Source organism: Sphingomonas crocodyli, from assembly GCF_004005865.1.
Taxonomy (GTDB): Bacteria; Pseudomonadota; Alphaproteobacteria; order Sphingomonadales; family Sphingomonadaceae; genus Rhizorhabdus; species Rhizorhabdus crocodyli.
Genome location: NZ_SACN01000001.1, coordinates 2,215,809 through 2,231,214, shown reverse-complemented (window position 1 = coordinate 2,231,214; position 15,406 = coordinate 2,215,809). Strand labels below are relative to the sequence as shown.

The 15,406-nt window shown below is 63.6% G+C and carries 15 protein-coding genes; 4 read left to right on the top strand and 11 right to left on the bottom strand.

What is annotated here, in order from left to right; all coding sequences use genetic code 11:
* Position 1 precedes the first annotated feature (1 nt).
* Positions 2–1,834 (top strand): acetyl/propionyl/methylcrotonyl-CoA carboxylase subunit alpha, encoded by a 1,833-nt coding sequence (locus tag EOD43_RS10770; protein ID WP_127743650.1) that lies wholly within the window; start codon positions 2–4, stop codon positions 1,832–1,834.
* Positions 1,835–1,927: 93 nt separating this feature from the next.
* Here the strand turns inward: EOD43_RS10770 and EOD43_RS10765 are convergent, their stop codons facing one another.
* Positions 1,928–2,263, bottom strand: a complete 336-nt coding sequence (locus tag EOD43_RS10765; RefSeq protein ID WP_127743648.1) for a DUF2794 domain-containing protein — start codon at positions 2,261–2,263, stop codon at positions 1,928–1,930.
* The gene (gene epsC, locus EOD43_RS10760) at positions 2,263–2,961 is read right to left on the bottom strand and encodes a serine O-acetyltransferase EpsC (RefSeq protein ID WP_127743646.1); all 699 of its coding nucleotides are present in this window, start codon (positions 2,959–2,961) and stop codon (positions 2,263–2,265) included. The genes EOD43_RS10765 and epsC overlap by 1 nt, the downstream gene beginning before the upstream one ends.
* A 199-nt stretch (positions 2,962–3,160) precedes the next feature.
* Between epsC and EOD43_RS10755 the strand changes: the two genes are divergently transcribed.
* Positions 3,161–4,030 carry a hypothetical protein gene (locus EOD43_RS10755; protein WP_164857189.1) on the top strand — a complete coding sequence of 290 codons (870 nt, stop codon included), beginning with the start codon at positions 3,161–3,163 and terminating at the stop codon, positions 4,028–4,030.
* Positions 4,031–4,218: 188 nt separating this feature from the next.
* Here EOD43_RS10755 and ahpD read toward each other — a convergent pair whose 3' ends face one another.
* Both ahpD and EOD43_RS10745 read right to left on the bottom strand, forming a co-directional pair.
* The gene (gene ahpD, locus EOD43_RS10750; protein ID WP_127743642.1) at positions 4,219–4,740 is read right to left on the bottom strand and encodes an alkylhydroperoxidase, AhpD family; all 522 of its coding nucleotides are present in this window, start codon (positions 4,738–4,740) and stop codon (positions 4,219–4,221) included.
* A gap of 115 nt (positions 4,741–4,855) precedes the next feature.
* Positions 4,856–5,401, bottom strand: a complete 546-nt coding sequence (locus tag EOD43_RS10745; protein WP_127743640.1) for a peroxiredoxin — start codon at positions 5,399–5,401, stop codon at positions 4,856–4,858.
* 123 nt (positions 5,402–5,524) lie between these two features.
* On the opposite strand from EOD43_RS10745, the gene EOD43_RS10740 reads away from it, so the two are divergent.
* Complete coding sequence (locus EOD43_RS10740; RefSeq protein WP_127743638.1) at positions 5,525–6,436, top strand: LysR substrate-binding domain-containing protein; 912 nt, start codon at positions 5,525–5,527, stop codon at positions 6,434–6,436.
* 240 nt (positions 6,437–6,676) lie between these two features.
* On the opposite strand, the gene EOD43_RS10735 is transcribed toward EOD43_RS10740, so the two are convergent.
* Genes EOD43_RS10735 through pgsA form a run of 5 tightly spaced genes read right to left on the bottom strand, consistent with a single transcriptional unit; the run spans position 6,677 to position 9,197 of the window.
* Positions 6,677–7,399 carry an anti-sigma factor gene (locus tag EOD43_RS10735; RefSeq protein ID WP_127743636.1) on the bottom strand — a complete coding sequence of 241 codons (723 nt, stop codon included), beginning with the start codon at positions 7,397–7,399 and terminating at the stop codon, positions 6,677–6,679.
* A complete protein-coding gene (locus EOD43_RS10730) occupies positions 7,392–7,934 on the bottom strand; it encodes a sigma-70 family RNA polymerase sigma factor (RefSeq protein ID WP_240653150.1) in 543 nt (180 codons plus the stop codon). The genes EOD43_RS10735 and EOD43_RS10730 overlap by 8 nt, the downstream gene beginning before the upstream one ends.
* A complete protein-coding gene (locus EOD43_RS10725; RefSeq protein ID WP_127743634.1) occupies positions 7,931–8,380 on the bottom strand; it encodes a molybdenum cofactor biosynthesis protein MoaE in 450 nt (149 codons plus the stop codon). Before EOD43_RS10725 ends, EOD43_RS10730 begins: the two co-directional genes overlap by 4 nt.
* Positions 8,377–8,640, bottom strand: coding sequence for a MoaD/ThiS family protein (locus tag EOD43_RS10720; RefSeq protein WP_127743632.1), 264 nt, complete (start codon positions 8,638–8,640; stop codon positions 8,377–8,379). Before EOD43_RS10720 ends, EOD43_RS10725 begins: the two co-directional genes overlap by 4 nt.
* A gap of 5 nt (positions 8,641–8,645) precedes the next feature.
* Positions 8,646–9,197 carry a CDP-diacylglycerol--glycerol-3-phosphate 3-phosphatidyltransferase gene (gene pgsA / locus EOD43_RS10715; protein WP_127743630.1) on the bottom strand — a complete coding sequence of 184 codons (552 nt, stop codon included), beginning with the start codon at positions 9,195–9,197 and terminating at the stop codon, positions 8,646–8,648.
* A gap of 175 nt (positions 9,198–9,372) precedes the next feature.
* On the opposite strand from pgsA, the gene EOD43_RS10710 reads away from it, so the two are divergent.
* Complete coding sequence (locus tag EOD43_RS10710) at positions 9,373–10,752, top strand: MFS transporter (RefSeq protein WP_127743628.1); 1,380 nt, start codon at positions 9,373–9,375, stop codon at positions 10,750–10,752.
* 241 nt (positions 10,753–10,993) lie between these two features.
* Here EOD43_RS10710 and EOD43_RS10705 read toward each other — a convergent pair whose 3' ends face one another.
* Together EOD43_RS10705 and EOD43_RS10700 are read right to left on the bottom strand one after the other, a co-directional pair.
* On the bottom strand, positions 10,994–12,265 hold the full coding sequence (locus EOD43_RS10705; protein WP_127743626.1) for a DUF445 domain-containing protein: 1,272 nt from the start codon (positions 12,263–12,265) through the stop codon (positions 10,994–10,996).
* A 66-nt stretch (positions 12,266–12,331) separates the two neighbouring features.
* Positions 12,332–15,400, bottom strand: a complete 3,069-nt coding sequence (locus tag EOD43_RS10700; protein WP_127743624.1) for an efflux RND transporter permease subunit — start codon at positions 15,398–15,400, stop codon at positions 12,332–12,334.
* Positions 15,401–15,406 lie beyond the last annotated feature (6 nt).

Below are 15,406 nucleotides of genomic sequence, written 5' to 3'. Positions count from 1 at the left end.
GATGATCAATAAACTCCTGATCGCCAATCGCGGCGAGATCGCTTGTCGGATCATCCGCACCGCGCGTGAGATGGGGATCGCGACGGTTGCGGTCTATTCGGATGCCGATGCCGAAGCGCTACATGTGCGCGAGGCCGATGAGGCGGTGCATATCGGGCCGGCGCCGGCGCGCGAAAGTTATCTGGTCGGGGAGAAGATCATCGCGGCGGCCAAGGCTACGGCTGCGGAGGCGATTCATCCGGGCTATGGCTTCCTTTCGGAGAACGCAGATTTCGCCGAGGCGGTGATCGCAGCGGGGCTGATCTGGGTCGGGCCGAAGCCGTCGAGCATCCGCGCGATGGGCCTCAAGGATGCGGCCAAAAGGCTGATGCAGGACGCGGGCGTGCCGACCACGCCCGGCTATCTGGGCGATGAACAGTCCGAAGTGCGATTGCAGTCCGAGGCCGATGCAATCGGCTATCCGGTGCTGATCAAGGCGGTCGCGGGCGGCGGTGGCAAGGGGATGCGGCGGGTCGATGCCGCAGCGGACTTCGCCGAGGCGCTGGCATCGTGCCGGCGCGAGGCGGCGGCTTCGTTCGGCGACGACCGGGTGCTGCTGGAGAAATATATCCTGAGCCCGCGCCATATCGAGGTGCAGGTGTTCGGCGACACCCACGGCAATATCGTTCACCTGTTCGAGCGCGACTGTTCGCTCCAGCGCCGCCACCAGAAGGTGATCGAGGAAGCGCCCGCACCGGGGATGGATGATGCGACCCGCGCTGCGATCTGCGAGGCGGCGGTCAAGGCGGCGCGGGCGGTCGACTATGTCGGGGCGGGGACGATCGAGTTCATCGCCGACGCCTCCGAAGGGCTGCGCGCAGACCGCATCTGGTTCATGGAGATGAACACGCGGCTTCAGGTCGAGCATCCCGTGACCGAAGAGATTACCGGGCAGGATCTGGTCGAGTGGCAGTTGCTGGTCGCGTCGGGCGAGTCTTTGCCGCTCGAACAGGACGAGTTGGAGATCGACGGTTGGGCGATCGAGGCGCGGCTTTATGCCGAGGATCCGGCCAAGGGCTTCCTGCCGTCGATCGGTGCGCTCGATCTGTTCGAACTGGGCGATGATGTGCGGATCGACAGCGGGGTCGAGCGGGGCGCAGCGGTTTCCCCACATTATGACCCGATGATCGCCAAGATGATCGCCTGGGGCGAGGATCGCGAGGAAGCGCGGGAGACGCTGGCCGCCGCGCTCGATCACAGCGCGATCTGGCCGGTGCGCACCAATGCGGGCTTTCTGGTGCAGGCGTTGGAGCATCCCGATTTCATCGAGGGCAATGTCGATACCGGCCTGATCGCGCGCGAAGGCGATACGCTAATGCCGCCTGCGACGCCGTCGCTCGATGCGCTGGCCGATGCGGCTGCGGCGGTCGCGGGCGGCAACGGGTTGGGTGGCTTCCGGCTCAATCGGGCGATGAACGAGCAGGGGCGCTTTCTGCTCGACGGGCGGCCGATCGATATTGCCTTCGACGGGCAGGCGGGCGGCGATCCTTCGGATTCGATCCTGATCGCTGAACATGGTCAGGTCTGGAAACTCGCCCGCTGGCGCGTCGATGGCGCGGGCGGGGCAGGGGCCGGCGATGGCGCGATCCTGTCGCCGATGCCGGGCAAGGTCATCGCGCTCGCCGTGGCCAATGGCGATCGGGTCGAGAAGGGCCAGAAGATCGTCACGATCGAGGCGATGAAGATGGAGCACAGCTTGACCGCGCCGTTCGACGGGACGGTGGTCGATCTGTCGGTGGTCGAGGGCGGGCAGGTCAGGGAAGGTGTGTTGCTCGCGCGGATCGAGAACGACTGATCTTTTACACCGTTCGTGTCGAGCGAAGTCGAGACACGTAAGTCGGGCGCGCGTGAACGTATCTCGACTTCGCTCGATACGAGCGGTTCGGCGTTATTCGGCCACCAGCTTCATCAGCCGCCGCTCGATGGGCGCCAGAACCGGGCCGAGTTCGTGCCCGCGCTTCAGGATCACACCATTTTCACCGAACAGGGTCCACATGCCCTGACGGTTGCGCAACACTGGGCGTTTCTCGATGCGGATTTCGGGGCGCTCGGCCGTGCGGCGGAAGGCGGCGAAACAGGCGGCGTCGCGGCCAAGGTCCATCGCGTAGTCGCGCCAGTGGCCGGCGGCGACCATCCGGCCGTAGAGATCGAGGATGCGGCCCAGTTCCTGCCGATCGAAGCCGACCTGCTGGGGTGATCCGGGAAACGGGGTAACGACGCCCATCAGGCGCAGTCACGATCCTTGGCAGCCTCCGCCTTGGCGTCGCGTTCCTCGATCAATTGCGAGAGGCGATTGCGCATCGTCTCAAGCTCGCACTTGAGGATTTCGAGCTGCTGGGTCTGTGGATCGAACCGCTCGCTGCACTGAGTGCCATAAGGCACGAAATTGCGCTGAAACTCGGTGGCGTCGACCAGCATCGGCTTGGCGGGGATGCCGACGACCACCTGGCCCTCCGCCACGTCCTTCGTGACGACCGCATTGGCGCCGACGCGCGCCCGTGCGCCGATTGTGAGCGGGCCAAGGACAGCCGCGCCAAGGCTGATAATAGCGCCATCGCCGATCGTGGGATGGCGCTTGCCGCCAGCGCCATTGGTCGGGTTGGTGCCGCCAAGGGTGGAACCCTGATACATGGTGACGTCATTGCCGACGATCGCCGTCTCGCCGATCACAACGAAGCCGTGATCGATGAAGAAGTTTCGCCCGATCTGCGCGCCCGGATGGATATCGATCGCCGTCAACGCGCGCGAGATGTGGTTGATCAGCCGCGCGAGGAAATAGAGCTCGGCCTGAAACAGCCAGTGCGCAACCCTGTGAAGGCCAACAGCCAGTACACCGGGGTAAAGCAGAATTTCCCAGCGCGAGCGCGGCGCCGGATCGCGGGCCTTGATCGAATCCAGATAGGAAATGAGGCCATCAAACATGCGCGCGTCTTTCGTGCGGTTCCCTTTATGAGGGAATATTATAGGGACGACGCCCGCCGCTTGAAAGGGTTCCATGTTCTCGATCTAAGGATCAAGCGAAGCTTTACGATTGTGAAAATGACCGGAAATGGATGCACTTTATAAGGGTAATCTTAGTTTCGTGATAAAATTGCTTTCATGCAGACATTGGGGTGTGGGCATGAAAAACCTTAATTCTATCATGAATTTTATGAAGATAGGGATCTTGCTGTCCGGGATTTCTTTGTCAACAGGATGTACATACCTTCAAGCGCAGTCGCGCGTTGACCCCCGTACGGTCGCAAATTATTCCAGATATGCAATCGAAGACAAGCAGTGTCGATTATCGTCGCCAAGCGATAAGAATGCCAACCGATTGAATGACGACACACGCTCAGGCGCAATCAATCTCGACTGCTTTCGTTTTCCAGAAGATAGCATGCGCGGGAAAGAAATACCCGAAGACGGCAAGACAGCTTATGCACTGGCTGTCGCAGATGTCGCGGGAATACAGAGAAATCGGCTCACATCTATTCTCATCAAGCATGCGGATGACGTATGTACGACGGAAATGGGCCGTTTCGCCGCAAACGAAGCGACAGTTAATGCGTCGCTGAGTATCCTCACCAGCGGCTTTGCGGCTGCCAGCACGATTGTATCGGGCGAGTTATCGAAAAGCATTCTATCCGGAATTGCTACCACAACCAGCGCAAGTCGTGCGCACATTAATGCCGAAGTTTATCGGAATATCGTATCTGCCACTGTCAATCATGCTATCCAGAATGAGAGGGATCGCCAAAAGTTGCAAATTTTAGCTAAGAATAGTATGAATATATCGACATATAGCGTCGATCAGATGATCATGGATGTGAACCAATATCATCAAGTTTGTTCTTTTTATCGAGGGTTGACTCTCGTAAACGACGCGGTTGACAAGCAAAAGGTCGACCCGTCAGATTTGAGATCCAATATCGATCGCGCGGTATCGGATCTAAAAAACACAGATTGCCGATTATCAGGCCCAGATGAAGCAGAAGGGGGCCGATACTGATTTCCTAAAAGAGCAGGTTAAGGTGCTCCAGACCCAGTTGAGTACGCTTGTTTCGGCCCGTGCAGAGGCTACTGCGACTAATGTCGACCCTGCATCGACCAAACCCAAGCCGGAAACGCCGGCACCCGTCAGTCCCTAATTTTGTCACTCGCCTCTTTTTCTCCTAGAAAGAGACGAGTGACCGATGGTCATACCGCCGTCGCGTGGACGGTGGCGGCGGCCTTGATGATCGCGCCGACGCGGGCCGCGGTCTGGATCACGTCCGAAGCGACATTGTGCTGGCGCAGCACCTTTTCGTGCGCGTCGATGCACATGCCGCAGCCGTTCATGGCGGAGACGGCGAGGCTGAACAGCTCGAAATCGTCCTTTTCGATGCCGGGATTGCCGATGACGTTCATGCGCAGCTTCGCCGGCATCTGCCCATATTCCTTGTTCGAGGCGAGATGGACGAAGCGGTAATAGACGTTGTTCATCGCCATGACGGCGGCCGATGCGCGCGCGGCGTTGGCGGCTTCGGGCGAAAGCTTGCCTTCGGCTTCGGCCTCTGCGGCGTCGACGATCGGCTTGTAGCCGCTGCCATGCGCGCAGGCGAGCAACAGGCCATATTTGCGCTGGTCGCCCAGCGTCTGATCGCTGAGGAGCGAGCCGACGTTCAGCCGGATGTCCTTGGCATAATCGGGAAGCGCGTCAGCGAAGGTCTTGAGCGACATCGGTCGTTCCTTTTCGATCTGAGAAAGAAAAAGGGCGCGGAGGTTGATGCCCTCCGCGCCCTTCTTGCGCCCGCGCCCCTTAGGGGGAGACGCAGGCTGGCCGCCTGTAAGGGGCTCAGGCGGCGGGCTTGAGAACCTCGTCACCCTTGCTCCAGTTGCAGGGGCACAGTTCGTCGGTCTGCAGCGCGTCGAGAACGCGGATCGCCTCGGCCGGGTTACGACCCTGGTTGAGGCCGTTCACGGTGACGTGCTGAATGATGTTGTGCGGATCGACGATGTAGGTCGCGCGATAGGCAACGCCCGCATCCTTGTCGACGATGCCGAGCGCGTTCGCCAGCTTCTTCTGGTTGTCCGCGATCCACGGGAAATCGCAGTTGGCCAGACGCTCGTCCGACTTGCGCCACGCGAAGTGGACGAAATCGGTGTCGGTCGAAGCGCCGATCAGCACCGCGTCACGATCCGCGAAATCGTTCTTCAGTTCGCCATAGCCGATGATTTCGGTCGGGCAGATGAAGGTGAAGTCCTTCGGCCAGAAGAACACGACCTTCCACTTGCCGCCGGTCTCGCCGGTGTCGATCGTCTCGCCGGCCGGGAGCGCAGCCACGCCCTGCTGAACGGGCAGGACGAACGAGGGGAATTCATCGCCAACGGTAAGCGCCATGTCGAAGCTCCTTTATGTGATTTGCCGGTGCGGCGTGACGGATATTGGTGACGGTGTGATGGCAGGGTGGCTTTCGCACGACAAATTGATTATTTCGCCTCCATTGATCGATAGAGGCGATGAATGGCAACCTATCTCCCGACCCTCAAGCAGCTGCAATATCTGGTGGCTCTCAAGGATCACGGCCATTTCGGCAAGGCGGCGGAGGCGTGCTTCGTCACCCAATCGACCCTGTCGGCGGGGTTGCGCGAACTGGAGTCGCTGATCGGGATCACCCTGGTCGAACGCACGCGCCGCGTGGTGCGCTTCACGCCGCTGGGTCTGCGGATCGCCGACAAGGCGCAACGCGTGCTGCGCGAGGCCGAGGAACTGAGCGATCTGGCGCGCGCGGCGGGCAAGCCGTTGTCGGGCGATCTGCGGATGGGCGTGATCCCGACGATCGCACCCTTCCTGCTGCCGCGTATCCTGCCGAAGCTGCGCAACGAATGGCCCGACTTGAAGCTCTATCTGCGCGAGGAGACGACGGGCGCGGCGTGCGATTCGCTCCACCGCGGGCATGTCGACTGCGTGCTGCTGGCGCTGCCTTATCATTGCGGCGACGTGGAGAGCGTCGACCTGTTCCTCGACCGGCTGTTCGTCGCCTTTGCCGAGGATGAGAAGATCGATCATTCGCCGGTGCTGAGCGCCGATGCGATCGATGAAAGCCGGCTTCTGCTGCTCGAGGACGGGCATTGCCTGAAGGATCATGCGCTGGCGGCGTGCAACCGACCCGAATTGCGGGCGGAGGCGGCGATGCTCGGCACCTCGCTCCACACGCTGGTTCAGATGGTCGACAACGGGCTGGGCGTCACCCTGCTGCCTGCGATGGCGCTCGATGCGGGCATCCTCGACAATACGCATGTGCTGGCGCGGCCGCTGGATGCCGAGCATCCGTCACGCCGGATCGCGCTCGCCTGGCGCAAGGGCAGTCCGCGTGAAAAGGAGTTCCGTCTGCTGGCTGATGCCTTGCGGGAGGCGGGGCAGGGCGCGTCCTGACCGGCTTTGGCGGAAAGCCGCCAAAAATATTTTAATTTTCCCTGCATCCGCTGCAACCCGATCATACGTAGCGGCGTAACGACTCTTGCCCCCCGCCCCCGGAACAGTGGCGTAGCCGTCCGGGGCGACCGTGCGAGTAGCGTTGCGTACCCCTAACCCCCGTCCCCGGCGCGAACGCGGGCAGGCTTCGTCGTCGGGGACACCCGGATTTCCGATTTAAACGATGTGGAGAATGTCCCGTCAGCTGACGGGCATCGTCACCATGCTGCCCGAATAGAGGACCGGGCCGGTGGGCAGGCCGGTCGGCGATCCGCCGACGGGTTCGAGCGAGACCGCGATCGTCGCATCATCACGCCCGTCAAGCATCTTCGCGGGCATCGTCGTCGGGCCGGACGAGGGCATGAGGCCGAGCGACTTGGGCGCATCCTTGCCCATGATCGCCCACAGTTCGAGGCTGTGGCCGGGGCGCGGCGCCAGGTTAACCGGCATGACCTTCATCTTCCCCGTCGCCTGATCGAAGGTGACAAGCAAAGCAGGCGTGCCGCCATTCTCGCTGAGCGCGGCGATCGACTGGATGCCGGGCTGCAGCGGGGCAGGGGAGGACGTGATCGTCGGCGGCGAACTGAGCATCGGGCCGCGCAGCGCGAGGCCCGAGGTCAGCACCGCGACGACTGCGGCGGCGGCCGTCGCCAGTTGCCAGCGGCGATGCGCCTTGCCCATCGGGCGATTGTCGTTCGCGACGGTCGCACCCGTCGTCGCGCGCTCGATCCGCCGCCACAGATCGGGTGAAGGCTCGACCGACGGCGCCGTCAGCAAAGCCGGCGACAGGCGCGATTGCCATTCGGCGACGGCGCGCGCGATTGCAGGATCGGTGAGGATGCCGAGCGCGACCGCCTGCCGCTCATAGGTTTCGAGCGTGCCGAGGACATATTCGCCGGCGATCAGATTGGGATCCTCAGCCACCGAGGCACCCCTTCAGCTTGCCGAGCGCGCGGTGGAGCCACGACTTGATCGTGCCGCTGGGATGGCCAAGCCGTTCGGCCAACTCATCGCGACTGTCGCCGCGCAGATAGGCGGCGAGCACCAGCTGGCGCTGATCCTCGTCGAGCCGCTCCAGGCAGACGCGCAGCGCGGCCAGCGCCTCGGGCGATGGCGTGCCTTCGTCGGCGAGCAGATCGAAATCGAATTCGTCGGTCGATATCTTGCTGCCCGGCCGTTCGCGGCGGCGAACGTCGATCGCGACGTTGCGCGCGATGGTGGCCAGCCACGCGATCGGGCTGCCGCGCATCGCGTCATAACCCGCGGCATTCCGCCAAATCTTTACGTAGATATCCTGCATCGCGTCTTCAGCTACCGACCTTTCAGGCAAGATACGGAGCACGATGCCGAATAGTTTCGCCGAAGTCCGGCGGTAGAGTTCGGCGAAAGCGGCGCGATCGCCGTCCGCCGTCGCAAGCAGAAGAACGCCCAGTTCGGCACTTCCGATACCAGCCGTCATGCCCGCCACCTGTCGGTTGCCGCCGCGTCGCTTTTGCGCGTTTCGACCCAGGCGCTGCGGCCGTCGGCGAAATGCTCCTTCTTCCAGAAGGGCGCCTCGGTCTTGAGCCAGTCGATCAGATAGGCGCAGGCTTCGAGCGCGGCGTGGCGATGGCGCGCGGCGGCGGCGGTCAGCACGATCCGCTCGCCGGCGCGCAAAGGTCCGTAGCGATGGATCACGGTCACGCCGACCAGCGACCAGCGATCGGCGGCCTGTTCGGCAATGTCGCGCATCACCTTTTCGGTCATGCCCGGATGATGTTCCAGTTCGAGCATCTCCATGCCCCCTTCGCCGCGCACGACCCCGGTAAAGCTCGCTATTCCGCCGCCCCCCAGCGCCTCGAGCCGCGCCAGTTCGGCCCCGACGTCGATATCCTCGCGCTGGACGAGCACTCGCAACGCGCTCATGCGGCGCCGCCGGTGACCGGAGGGAACAGAGCGACTTCGCGCGCGCCGGCAAGGCTCGCGTTCAGATCGACGAAGCGATCGTCGATCGCCGCGCGCAGCTTCGTGCGATCGGCGAAGGCGGTGACATAGCCGTTGCCGCGCGCGACGAGCCAGTCGACCAGATCGACGACGCTGGCCACCGATGCCGGCGGATCGACGCGCTCGCCGCTCAACCCGATCGCCTCGCGGATGCCGGCGAAGTAGAGGAGGTCGATTGCCACCCGCATCAATCCATGTGCCGGATGCCGACGCGCAGATAGTCCCAGCCCGTAAGCAATGTCAGCACGGCGGCGGCCCACAGGCTGAACAGCCCGACAGCGCCGATCCACGACCATTCGGGCAGCGCGCCCGCCAGGATGATCGCCCCGAGCGAAATCAGCTGGAAGGTCGTCTTCCACTTGGCGAGTTGGCTGACCGGCACCGAAATCTGCAGGCCGGCGAGGAACTCGCGCAGCCCCGACACCGTGATCTCCCGCAACAGAATGATCAGCGCCGCGATCGTATGATAGCCCGAGACGTCGCGCGTGAAGACCAGCATCACGATGACGGCCGCGACCATGATCTTGTCGGCGATCGGATCGAGGAACACGCCGAGTTTCGACACCGTCCCCTGTGCGCGGGCAAGATAACCGTCGAAATAATCGGTGATCGCCATCAGCGCATAGAGCCCGAAGGCGATCGCATATTCGAGCTTGCTTGCGCCTGGCCATAACAGAAATACGAGGATCGGCACCGCCAGGATGCGCGAGAGCGTCAGGATGTTCGGCAATGTCAGCATCTGCCGTCTCCTCTAACCCACTTCCCCCCACCGTAGGAAGCGGGGACGCAACGATTTTCCGCCATATCCGGTGTCATCACATCGTCACGCATATCGCGCTTGGTCCGCCCGACGCGCTGGGCTATGTCCGCAACCGTTCGAGCCGGCGATAACGATAGAAGGCCCCAAGCTCCGCATGACCCCGTCTTTCCGGCTCCTCGGCCAGCGCCGGTTCCTGCCGCTTTTCGTCACCCAGTTCCTGGGCGCGTTCAACGACAATCTGTTCAAGACATCGATGGTGCTGTTCGTCACCTTCGAAGTCTATTCGGATCCGGCGGTCGAGGCGAAATTCTCCGCGCTGGCAACCGCGCTGGTGATCCTGCCCTTCTTCCTGCTGTCGGCATTGTCGGGGCAATTGGCGGACAGCCGCGATAAGGCGAAGATCATCCGCATCATCAAGGCGGCCGAAATCGGTATCATGGTGGTCGGTGCCGCCGGCCTGATGCTGAAGATGATCCCGGTGATGCTCGCTGCCCTGTTCGCAATGGGCGTGCATTCGACCTTTTTCGGCCCGATCAAATATGCGCTGCTGCCCCAGCATCTGGAAAAGGATGAGGTGCTGGCGGGCACCGGCCTGGTCGAGGCGGGCACCTATATCGCGATCCTGGCGGGCACGATCCTGGCGGGCTTCATCAGCGCGAAAACGGCCGCCGCCGGCGTTCTGATCGTCGCGGTGCTGGGCTGGATCGCGGGGCGACAGGTGCCGGCCGCGCCGCCGTCTGGCAAGGGCGAACCGCTCGACTTCCACGTGGTGCGCGCGTCGATCAAGCTGGTGTCGGACACGATGCACGTCCGCCGGCTGTTTCTGGCCATCATCGCGATCAGCTTCTTCTGGGCGATCGGATCGGTGCTGATCATCGAATTCCCGCCGCTGGTGAAGAACGTCTTCACTGCCGACGAAAAGGTGGCGAGCCTGTTCCTCGCGATCTTCTCGGTCGGCGTGGCGATCGGATCGGTGCTGATCAACAAGCTGCTCGGATCGCATGTGTCGGCGCGCTACGCCCCCGCATCGGTGATCGCGATGGCCGGCTTCGTCCTGTTCATGTATTTCGTGGCGGAAGGCTGGGCCGGGCGCACCGACGGCCGCCTCTACAACCTCGTCGAGTTCATCCACCATCCGGGCTCGTGGCTCGTGGCGCTCGCGCTCCTGGGCGTCGCGGTGACCGGCGGCATGTTCGTCGTGCCGCTCTACGCTTTCCTCACGACCACGGTGGGCGAGGACAAGACCGCACGCACCGTCGCCGCCAATAACATCGTCAATTCAGGCGCGATGGTGGGCGGCGCCGTCGCGGTGATGGGTGTAATGGCGACCGGCGTTTCGGTGCTCAACGCGCTGCTGCTGGTGCCGGTGATGTGCCTGGTATCGGCCTGGACCGGTTGGCGGCTGCACAAGGCGTGCGGCGAGGCCGAGCTTCCGGAGCATGAGGTGCCCTTCGCGCACGATCCGACCGGCGACATGCTGCCGATCCTGTCGCAGCACCACGAAGCGCCGTCAGCCGAGAACGAGCAGAAATAAAGCCAGGAACACCGAATAGGCGATCAGGAAGCGGCGCCCGTCCTCGGGCGAGACCTGCGCTGTGAGTTTACGCCACATGGGCTTGAGGTATCAGCCGGGGCAGGGCGCGACAACGGTCGGCAGCCGTGGCGGTTGTCCCAAAATCGTCATCCCGGCGGAGGCCGGGATCTCAGGCGGCTCTCGCGGCTAGCCGGTCTTCAAAACTCCTGAGATCCCGGCCTCCGCCGGGATGACGGGTGGTTCAGAGTAACTGCGACAGGCCGTGGAGGCCGAGGCCGACGAGGCCGCCGACCAGGGTGCCGTTGACCCGGATATACTGCAGATCGCGGCCCACGGCATTTTCGAGCTGGCGAGTCACGGTGCCCGCATCCCAACTGCGGATCGTGTCCGATACGAGCGTGACGATGCTGTCGCCATAATCGGCGACGAGGCCGACGACCGCGCGGCGTGTGAAGCGGTTGATCGTGCGGCGGAGTGCGGCGTCGGTCTGCAGGGTAGAGCCCAGCTGACGCAGCGCCTCGCCGATCTGGCCGCCGGTCACGACCTCCGGATTGCGCGCGGCGGCGATCATGCGGGTGCGGGCGCCCTGCCACAGCCGGTCCATCCACGCCGCGACCGCCGGACTGTCGATGATGTCGGCCTTGAGCGCGGAGACCTTTGCGCGGGTGTCGGGATCGTTCTGGAGGTTGAAGGCCAAAGTCTCCAGCCCCTCCTGCGCCTTCAGGCGGAGCGGGTGGTGCGGATCGGTCGCCATATCGTCGAGCAGCTTGTGGAGCCCTTCGACGATCGCGGTCGACAGTTTCTCGTCGAGGCCGGTCCAGCGCATGAACTTGCCAGTGCGCGCCTGCACCATGTCATGGATCACGCCTTCATTGTGGAGCAGGACGCGGCTGCCCCACTGGATCAGGCCGTCGAGCATTTCGGCGTGGCGGTTCTCGACGATCGCGGCGGACAGTGTCTGGCCGAGCAGGGGGCTGACATCGAACTCGCGCAGCCGGTTGGCGAGGCCGCTTTTGACCATCGCGCCGAGTCGCTCGTCACCCAGCGATTCGAGGATCGTCGCGATCAGGCGGCCGACGCCTTCGCGCATCCGGCCGCTCTTGGGCGGGTTGGCCAGAAGGCGCCCGATAGCGCCCGCCGCATCCACCTTCACCATCCGCCGCGCGACGACCGAGGCGGTCAGGAAGTTGACGCGCAGGAAGTTGGCTAGGCTCGATCCGATCCGATCCTTGTTGCGCGGAATGATCGCCGTGTGCGGGATGGGGAGGCCAAGCGGGTGGCGGAACAGCGCCGTCACCGCGAACCAGTCGGCCAGCCCGCCGACCATTGCCGCTTCGGCGAAGGCGCGGACATAGCCCCAGACGTCATGCCCGCCGTCCAGTTCGCGCCCGCGCGCGGCGATGTAGATGGCGGCCATCAGGATCAGCAGGCCGGTCGCGACGATCCGCATGCCGCGTACGCCCCCCTGTGCGGGGTTGAAGCGGTCGAGGCCGGTCGTCTTGAGCAGGTTCATGGTTCGAAAATGGCCGATCGCGCCGATAGTTCAACCCAGGGGTTTAATCGGCGCGATCGGTATCTCTCACTCCGCGGGATGATGCGGCGCCGGAACCGGGCCGTCCTTGCCGCCGACGATCAGCTTGCGGCTTAGCCAGCCGCCGATGCGCCGCTCGATCCCGACCGCCAGGCTGAAGCCCGCCGGAACGATGATGAGGGTGAGCAGGGTCGACAGGATCAGGCCGCCGATCACGACGACGCCCATCGGCGCACGCCAGCTTCCATCGCCGGTGATCGACATGGCGACGGGCAGCATGCCCGCAACCATCGCGACCGTGGTCATCACGATCGGCTGCGCGCGCTTGTGGCCCGCATCGATGATCGCTTCGTCCCTCGGCACGCCCTTGTCCATCTCCTCCAGTGCGAAGTCGACGAGCAGGATCGAGTTCTTGGCGACGATGCCGAACAGCATCAGCAGACCAATGAACACCGGCATCGACAGCGCATTGCCGGTCAGGTGGAGCGCGATCGCGCCACCCAGCGGGGCCAGCAGAAGCGCGCTCATGTTCACCATCGGCGGCACGACGCGCTTGTAGAGCAGCACCAGCACCGCGAACACGAGCAGTACGCCCGAGATCACCGCGATCACGAAGTTCACGGCGAGTTCGGCCATGATCTTCTGATCGCCGAAGGAGACGCGGTTGATGCCGTTGGGCAGGTTCTTGACCGACGGCAACTGATCGATCTTCGACTGCGCTTCGACCACGCCCGGCGCGAGATCGGCGGTGATCACGATGCGGCGGTTCTGGTTCTGGCGGCGAAGTTCGGACGGGCCGGCGCCGAAGGTGACGTCGGCGACGACCTTCAGCGGCACCGATCCGCCCCGCGCGGTGGGAACAGGCAGGTTCTGGATCGTCGCCAGGCTCTTGCGCGAATCCTCGTTCAACGACACCCGGATCGGGATCTGGCGATCGGAGAGCGAGAATTTCGCGACGTTCTGATCGATGTCGCCCAGCGTCGCGATGCGGATCGTCTGGCTGAGCGCCGCCGTCGTCACGCCCATGTCCGCGGCAAGATCGAAGCGCGGATGGATGTTGATTTCCGGACGCGGCGTATCGCCTTCGAGACGCGGCGCGCGCAGCTCCTTCAGCTTGCTCATCTCGTCGACGATCTTGAGCGAGTGCTTGTACAGCTTATCGGGATCGTCCCCGGCGAGCATGAAGGTGATGTCGCGACCCAGACCACCCGACTGCGATTGGAAGGTCACGCGGGCATCGGGAATTTCGCGCAGGGCCGGGGCCAGTTCGCGTTCGAACTGGGTGCTCGTGCGCTTCCGATCCGGATTGAGCGTGAGGAAGATGTCGCCGCTACCGACGTTGATGTCGGCGAAGGCGGCCACAACCTCAGGCTGCTTGCGCAGGATGGCCGATGCCTTTTCGGCGACCGCCTCGGTCTGCTCGAGCGTGGTGCCCGGCGTCATCGAGATTTTCACCTGGCTCGAGTCCAGATTGAGCGGCGGCTGCAGCGTGACGGGCAGGGTCATGAACGCCACGACGGTGGCGACCAGCGAGAGGCCGGCAATGCCCATCGTCTTCCAGCGATTGGCGAGCGACCAGTGCAGGATGCGCAGATATCCGTCGATCCACTTGGCATCGCCATGCGGCTTCGCACCCTCGGCCTTCAGGAAGTAGGCCGCGATCATCGGCGTGATGAGGCGCGCGACCGCGAGGCTGAGCAGCACCGAGATCACGACCGTCAGGCCGAAGCTCTTGAAGATTTGACCCGAGACGCCTGGCATCACGCCCACGGGCAGGAAGACCGCGACGATCGACATCGTCGTCGCCAGCACCGCGAGACCGATTTCGTCCGCGGCGTCGATCGACGCCTGATAGGCCGATTTGCCCATGCGCATATGTCGGACGATATTCTCGATCTCCACGATCGCATCGTCGACGAGCACGCCGGCCACGAGGCTGAGCGCGAGAAGGCTGGCATTGTTCAGCGTGAAATCGAGCAGATCCATGAACCAGAAGGCCGGGATCGCCGACAGCGGGATGGCGAGCGCCGAAATCACCGTCGCGCGCCAGTCGCGCAGGAAGATGAACACGACGATGACGGCCAGCACCGCGCCCTCGATCATCGCTTCGATGGCCGAATGGAACTGCTGCTTGGTATAATCGACGCTGGTGTAGAGCTGCGTGAACTTGACCTTCGGATATTGCTTCCGAAGCTGGTCGAGCTTCTTCATCGCATTGTCATAGACGGTGACGTCCGAAGACCCCTTCGCCTTGACCATCGCGAAGCTGAGCACCTGCCGCCCGTTCATCTTCGAAACGTTGCGCTGCTCGGCATAGCGATCGCGCACTTCGGCGATGTCGGCCAGGCGAACCGTCTGGCCGGAGGGCAGGGTGATCAGCTTTTCGCCGAGCGAATAGGCGTTTTCGGCATTGCCGACCACGCGCACGGCCTGTTCGGAACCGGCGATCTCCGCACGGCCGCCAGCGGCGTTGACGTTGACCTGGCGCAGCTGGGCGTTGACCTGGCTTGCGGTGATGCCGAACGACTGCATCTTGGCGGGATCGAGGATCACGCGGATCTCGCGGCTCACGCCGCCACCGCGGCGGACCTGCGCCATGCCGGTGACGTTGAGCAGGGTCTTCGCGACCGTGTTGTCGACGAACCAGCTGAGTTCCTCGAGCGTCATGTCGACGGCTTCGACCGAGAAATAGGCGATCGGGCCGCCATCCATTTCGAGGCGCGAAATCTGCGGCTCCAAAATGCCTTCGGGCAGCTGCGAGCGGATGTTGGAGACGGCGTCGCGGACATCGTTGGTCGCGCGATCAACCGGCACGCCGATGTTGAACTGAACAACCGTGCGCGAATTGCCTTCGCTGATGTAGGACGACAGTTCGTCGACGCCGCTGATGCTGCGAACGGCGGCCTCGACGCGCTGCGTGACCTGCATTTCCAGCTCGGTCGGGGCGGCGCCCGGCTGCGAGATTTCGACAGCGACCGCCGGGAAGCTGATGTCCGGCTGCTGGTTCACGTCCATCCGCATGAAGCTGATGATGCCCGCGAGCGTGAGCGCGACGAACATGACGATGGGCGCGACCGGGTTGCGGATCGCCCAGGCGGATATGTTGCGGAAGCCCATGACTGG

Excerpts from the sequence above, each read along its gene's own strand:
- EOD43_RS10770 (WP_127743650.1), top strand. The coding sequence starts at position 2 with ATGATCAATAAACTCCTGATCGCCAATCGCGGCGAGATCGCTTGTCGG.
- EOD43_RS10765 (WP_127743648.1), bottom strand. The coding sequence starts at position 2,263 with ATGGGCGTCGTTACCCCGTTTCCCGGATCACCCCAGCAGGTCGGCTTC.
- epsC (WP_127743646.1), bottom strand. The coding sequence starts at position 2,961 with ATGTTTGATGGCCTCATTTCCTATCTGGATTCGATCAAGGCCCGCGAT.
- EOD43_RS10755 (WP_164857189.1), top strand. The coding sequence starts at position 3,161 with ATGAAAAACCTTAATTCTATCATGAATTTTATGAAGATAGGGATCTTG.
- ahpD (WP_127743642.1), bottom strand. The coding sequence starts at position 4,740 with ATGTCGCTCAAGACCTTCGCTGACGCGCTTCCCGATTATGCCAAGGAC.
- EOD43_RS10745 (WP_127743640.1), bottom strand. The coding sequence starts at position 5,401 with ATGGCGCTTACCGTTGGCGATGAATTCCCCTCGTTCGTCCTGCCCGTT.
- EOD43_RS10740 (WP_127743638.1), top strand. The coding sequence starts at position 5,525 with ATGGCAACCTATCTCCCGACCCTCAAGCAGCTGCAATATCTGGTGGCT.
- EOD43_RS10730 (WP_240653150.1), bottom strand. The coding sequence starts at position 7,934 with ATGACGGCTGGTATCGGAAGTGCCGAACTGGGCGTTCTTCTGCTTGCG.
- EOD43_RS10725 (WP_127743634.1), bottom strand. The coding sequence starts at position 8,380 with ATGAGCGCGTTGCGAGTGCTCGTCCAGCGCGAGGATATCGACGTCGGG.
- pgsA (WP_127743630.1), bottom strand. The coding sequence starts at position 9,197 with ATGCTGACATTGCCGAACATCCTGACGCTCTCGCGCATCCTGGCGGTG.
- EOD43_RS10710 (WP_127743628.1), top strand. The coding sequence starts at position 9,373 with ATGACCCCGTCTTTCCGGCTCCTCGGCCAGCGCCGGTTCCTGCCGCTT.
- EOD43_RS10705 (WP_127743626.1), bottom strand. The coding sequence starts at position 12,265 with ATGAACCTGCTCAAGACGACCGGCCTCGACCGCTTCAACCCCGCACAG.
- EOD43_RS10700 (WP_127743624.1), bottom strand. The coding sequence starts at position 15,400 with ATGGGCTTCCGCAACATATCCGCCTGGGCGATCCGCAACCCGGTCGCG.